This window comes from Blautia sp. MSK.18.38 (assembly GCF_024460535.1).
GTDB classification, from domain to species: domain Bacteria; phylum Bacillota; class Clostridia; order Lachnospirales; family Lachnospiraceae; genus Blautia_A; species Blautia_A fusiformis.
In genome coordinates this window covers 1-4887 of sequence record NZ_JANFYP010000056.1, presented here as the reverse complement: position 1 = coordinate 4887, position 4887 = coordinate 1, and the positions used below count along the sequence as shown (strand labels likewise).

The following is a 4887-nucleotide window of genomic DNA, read 5'->3' as shown; positions in this document are numbered from 1 at the left end:
CATGATGTTCGTGCTCGTGATCCTCGCAGCCACAGCCGCAGTGCTCGTCATGGTTGTGAAGGTGCTCGTGTTCATGATGTTCATGTTTATGATCCTCACAACCACAGCCGCAGTGCTCATGGTGGTGATGATGCTCATGATCGTGATGTTCTTCATGCTCATCATGGCTGTGATGCGCATGCTCGTGACCGCAGCCGCAGGAATCTGCGGACTTCATGGAATCTTTCTTTAATTTTTTTTCCATATGAACTCTCCTTGCTGATTCGTTTGTTTTTTTATATGAATATATGAATTAATGTTCATATGACTATTTAATCATATATGAAAATCTTTGTCAACAGCTTTTCAAAGAACGGATCAAAGAAAAGTAAAATTTATTGCAAAAGAAATATAGAAAATATTAATATATTCTGAAAAAATAATCTATTTTATTATTTTTATTTAACATGTTATAATTTCAACAAGTAAAGAAAGAAAGGTAGCAACATGTACAGTATCGACTTAAACAGTGACATGGGTGAGAGCTTTGGCGCATATAAGCTTGGCGGCGATGAAGAGATCATCAAATATGTCACAACAGCAAATGTTGCATATGGCTGGCATGCAGGTGATCCGATGGTAATGGATAAGGTAGTCCGCATGGCAAAGGAACGTGGCGTTATGGTTGGAGCCCATCCTGGATATCCGGATCTTCTTGGCTTTGGACGAAGAAAGATGGTTCTCTCTCATGATGAAGTTAAGAATTATGTCAGATACCAGATCGGAGCACTGGCTGCATTTACCAAGAGCTACGGAATGAAGCTTCAGCATGTCGCTCCTCATGGAGCAATGGGGAATGGCTGCCAGTATGACGAGGATATTTCCACAGCGATCTGTGAGGCAATCTGCGAGTATGACAAAGATCTGATCGTTTATTACTGTGCAGGAGCAGTTCTTGGTGATATCGCTGAGAGCAAGGGACTTCGCACAGCATCTGAGATTTTTGCAGATCGTGCATACATGGATGATCTTTCTCTTGTAAATTGTTAAAAGAATTATATTGTTATATGATTTCGGAAGTGATATACTTAAACATAAGGAAAATCGTGTGAAATTACAGTTTGCTTTTTGCACGGTTTCTTTTATATATGATAGTTAGTTAAAACTAACAATAAAACGATGTGAAAGTACTTTTGATTATACAGAAAGGAATACATAATGCTAATGAATGTTTTTGAAGGTATACTGATTCCATTTGTTGGAACAACGCTAGGTGCAGCATGCGTGTTTTTTATGAGAAAAACACTTAGCAAGTTACTGCAACGTGCACTTGCAGGGTTTGCAGCAGGTATAATGGTTGCTGCTTCAATCTGGAGTCTTCTGATTCCGGCAATTGAACAATCTAAGAATATGGGAACTTTATCGTTTGTTCCGGCAGTTGTTGGGTTCTGGATTGGTATATTGTTTTTACTCGCACTTGATCATTTGATTCCACATCTTCATGTTGGAAGTGATCAGACAGAGGGACCGAAAAGCAAACTTGGCCGTACTACGATGATGGTGTTGGCAGTTACATTACATAATATCCCTGAAGGTATGGCAGTTGGTGTAATGTATGCAGGATTTCTTGCTGAAAATGCACAGATTACAGCAACAAGTGCACTTGCTTTATCACTTGGAATTGCTATCCAGAATTTTCCAGAAGGAGCGATTATATCCATGCCGCTTAGGGCAGAGGGTGAAAGTAAGAGAAAGGCATTTCTGGGAGGTGTACTTTCAGGAGTCGTTGAACCGATTGGAGCAGTAATGACGATTCTTGTCGCACAGCTGGTAATCCCGGCATTACCATATTTACTCAGCTTTGCAGCAGGAGCTATGTTATATGTCGTGGTTGAAGAACTAATTCCGGAAATGTCTCAGGGACAGCACTCGAATATCGGTACGCTTTTCTTTGCACTTGGATTTAGTTTGATGATGATCTTGGATGTGGCACTGGGGTAAGAGGAGAGGAATGATTCTTATGAGAATATTGATTTATGGTGCTGGTGTGATTGGATCCTTGTATGCGGCTTTATTTGCAGAAGCCGGTTATGATACAAATATTTATGCCAGAGGTAAAAGACTTGAGGCTTTAAGAAATAATGGATTGCAATATAAGAAAAATCAGGAAGTAATAAAGGCAGAGATTAGGATTCTTGGAGAACTACCAAACGATGATATTTATGATTTTGTCTTGCTTACTGTCCGGGAAAACCAGCTGTATGAAGCACTTACTGAATTGAAAAATAATAAAAGTAATACGATTGTTACAATGATAAATTCACTGGACAGTTACAATAAATGGGAAGACATTGTCGGAAAAGGAAGAATATTACCGGCTTTTCCAGGAGCAGGCGGAAGTATAAATGATGATGGTATCCTTGATGCAGCACTTACTCCAAGGTTGATTCAGCCGACAACATTTGCAGAAATATCAGGAAATAAATCCGAAAGAACTAAGCAGTTTTCAGAGATATTGAGGCATGCTCATATACCATACCAGAAAGTAACGGATATGCATCTATGGCAGCTTTGTCATCTTGCTATGGTGGTACCGATTGCAGATGCGTATTATGAATCAGACGATCCGGAGAAAGTGGGAAAAGAATGGAAAATCATGAGGAAAACAGCAGAAAGGCTGAAAAGAAATTTTAATTTTTTGCGAAAACAAAAGGGTAAACTGTCACCATGGAAAATGAATATTTTTCGCTTTTTACCATTGTCATTTCTGACGATTATGCTGGCAGTTACATTTGGAAGCAGTTTTGGAGATAAATTTATGTATCAACATGCTATGAAGGCACCAGATGAAATGAGGGAATTGCATAAGCAGTTTTATGCTTATATGAAAAAAATGAAGAAATGCGGATGCAAGGCGAAAAAGGTACAGTGATTGGAGAAAAAAGCATGAAAAATGAAGAATATAAAAAATTGTCAATTAAAGAGTTTACAAAAGCAGCAGGAAGATATGAAAGTAACCATGCTGGCATTTACGAAATGTGCAAGAAGGATTATCCGGATATTCTGGAAGAATTAGAGAAGGAGCCATTTAGAGATTTATTAGATGCAGGCTGTGGGCCTGCTCCAATGATTTCTTTATTAGCAGAAAAACATCCAGACCGGCATTATACAGGACTGGATCTGACTCCTGCTATGATTGAACAGGCAAAAAAGAAAAATATTCCAAATGCAACATTTGTTGTAGGAGACTGTGAGAACTTTCCTTTTGAAAAGGATTCATTTGATGCAATTATTTGTTCTATGAGCTTCCATCATTATCCGGATCCACAGGCATTTTTTGACAGTGTGAAAAGATGTCTTCGCTCAAATGGAAGATTGATACTGAGAGATGTGACCAGTGACAATAAAGTATTGGTATGGCTAATGAATACATTGGAAATGCCGTTGGCAAATATATGCGGACATGGAGATGTCCAAGTGCCAACAAGAGATGTGGTCATAAAATGTTGCAAAAAAGCAGGATTAAAAGTAGAAAAATTTGAAATTCGTAAAGGTATGCGAATGCATTGTGTTGTGAGAAAACCTATGGGAAAGGCGATAGGAAATGAAAGATAAGTATCTTAGGGAAACACGAATGGTTGATTTTTCTAATCCGGCAATTCAAAAACTTATTCAAAATATGAAATGGAAGGAAATGGGTGAATTTGAAAGGATTAAGGCAATCTACAACTATGTAAGAGATGATGTTTTATTTGGATATAATATTGATGACGGAATTTCAGCTTCAAAAGTACTTGCAGATGGTTATGGACAATGTAATACAAAAGGAACTTTATTTATGGCACTTTTACGTGCCTGCAATATTCCATGCAGAGTACATGGTTTTACGATTGATAAAAGATTGCAGAAAGGGGCTATGACCGGGTTTGTTTACCGTAATGCTCCAAAAAGTATTTTCCATAGCTGGGTAGAAATTAATTTCGAAAATCAGTGGTACGAACTGGAAGCTTTCATTTTGGATAAAACCTACATAAAGAAGTTACAGGAACAAAATTCGGAATGTACAGGTGCATTTTGCGGTTATGGAGTAGCAGTCAAGGATTTCAGAAATCTCATTATTGAGTTTGATAGGAACAATACTTATATTCAGAGCGAGGGAATCAATCAGGATTTTGGTGTTTATGATTGTCCAGATGAACTGTTGAGGGAACATCATCAAGAAATTTCAGCCTTTAAAGCATTTGCTTATAGACATATTGGAAGACACCTCATGAATCGTAATGTCAGGAAGATTAGAGAACGATAGTTTTAAGCTTTTAGAATTAAAATTAAATTTGGAAGGTAATATGGCAGACAAAATACAAAATGCTTATGAAACATCAAAAAATATATATGACGATGTTCTTACGCAAAGAAATATTTTCAGCAAACTGTATATTAAGTTATTTTGGAGTGGCACGGATGATAATGATATAGCACGAAAAGTTTTATCATATGTTCCTGATGACTTTTCAGGAAAGCTTCTTGATGTTCCGGTTGGAACTGCTGTATTTACGGAAAACAAATGGAGCTCTCTGAAAAATGCACATATTACTTGTATTGATTACAGCATGGATATGCTTGAACAAGCCAGAAAAAGACTTGGTAGTCATGCGCATATCAAATGTATTCAGGGGGATGTGGGAAACCTGCAAATGGAGAATGAATCTGTTGATACCGTTGTCAGTATGAATGGTTTTCATGCATTTCTTGATAAGCAAAAAGCATTTCATGAAATATGGCGTGTTTTGAAACCAGGCGGCGATTTCATTGCCTGTTTTTATCCAATGCGTCGTAAAACCCCTTGCTTCAGTTATGGGGATATAAGACGCGTCCATCGAATTTATGCAAGTAATTGAAGATGGACAA

The 4887-nt window shown here is 37.7% G+C and carries 6 protein-coding genes and 1 pseudogene; 6 read left to right on the top strand and 1 reads right to left on the bottom strand.

Annotated features, from left to right (window positions below; all coding sequences use genetic code 11):
- Positions 1-244: pseudogene (locus NE638_RS17510) on the bottom strand (cobalamin biosynthesis protein CobW); the annotation flags it as partial.
- Between the two features lie 242 nt (positions 245-486).
- Here NE638_RS17510 and NE638_RS17505 point away from each other — a divergent pair.
- The 6 genes from NE638_RS17505 (at position 487) to NE638_RS17480 (ending at position 4877) form a co-directional block, all read left to right on the top strand.
- Complete coding sequence (locus tag NE638_RS17505) at positions 487-1029, top strand: 5-oxoprolinase subunit PxpA (RefSeq protein ID WP_022427366.1); 543 nt, start codon at positions 487-489, stop codon at positions 1027-1029.
- Between the two features lie 168 nt (positions 1030-1197).
- Positions 1198-1980, top strand: a complete 783-nt coding sequence (locus NE638_RS17500) for a ZIP family metal transporter (RefSeq protein ID WP_199579961.1) — start codon at positions 1198-1200, stop codon at positions 1978-1980.
- Positions 1981-1999: 19 nt separating this feature from the next.
- Positions 2000-2911 carry a ketopantoate reductase family protein gene (locus NE638_RS17495; RefSeq protein WP_092071358.1) on the top strand — a complete coding sequence of 304 codons (912 nt, stop codon included), beginning with the start codon at positions 2000-2002 and terminating at the stop codon, positions 2909-2911.
- Positions 2912-2925: 14 nt separating this feature from the next.
- Positions 2926-3594, top strand: a complete 669-nt coding sequence (locus tag NE638_RS17490) for a class I SAM-dependent methyltransferase (RefSeq protein ID WP_118609200.1) — start codon at positions 2926-2928, stop codon at positions 3592-3594.
- On the top strand, positions 3584-4285 hold the full coding sequence (locus tag NE638_RS17485) for a transglutaminase-like domain-containing protein (RefSeq protein WP_059085408.1): 702 nt from the start codon (positions 3584-3586) through the stop codon (positions 4283-4285). The genes NE638_RS17490 and NE638_RS17485 overlap by 11 nt, the downstream gene beginning before the upstream one ends.
- Before the next feature lie 40 nt (positions 4286-4325).
- On the top strand, positions 4326-4877 hold the full coding sequence (locus tag NE638_RS17480; protein ID WP_110925850.1) for a class I SAM-dependent methyltransferase: 552 nt from the start codon (positions 4326-4328) through the stop codon (positions 4875-4877).
- Positions 4878-4887 lie beyond the last annotated feature (10 nt).

Excerpts from the sequence above, each read along its gene's own strand:
- NE638_RS17485 (WP_059085408.1), top strand. The coding sequence starts at position 3,584 with ATGAAAGATAAGTATCTTAGGGAAACACGAATGGTTGATTTTTCTAAT.
- NE638_RS17500 (WP_199579961.1), top strand. The coding sequence starts at position 1,198 with ATGCTAATGAATGTTTTTGAAGGTATACTGATTCCATTTGTTGGAACA.
- NE638_RS17480 (WP_110925850.1), top strand. The coding sequence starts at position 4,326 with ATGGCAGACAAAATACAAAATGCTTATGAAACATCAAAAAATATATAT.
- NE638_RS17505 (WP_022427366.1), top strand. The coding sequence starts at position 487 with ATGTACAGTATCGACTTAAACAGTGACATGGGTGAGAGCTTTGGCGCA.
- NE638_RS17490 (WP_118609200.1), top strand. The coding sequence starts at position 2,926 with ATGAAAAATGAAGAATATAAAAAATTGTCAATTAAAGAGTTTACAAAA.
- NE638_RS17495 (WP_092071358.1), top strand. The coding sequence starts at position 2,000 with ATGAGAATATTGATTTATGGTGCTGGTGTGATTGGATCCTTGTATGCG.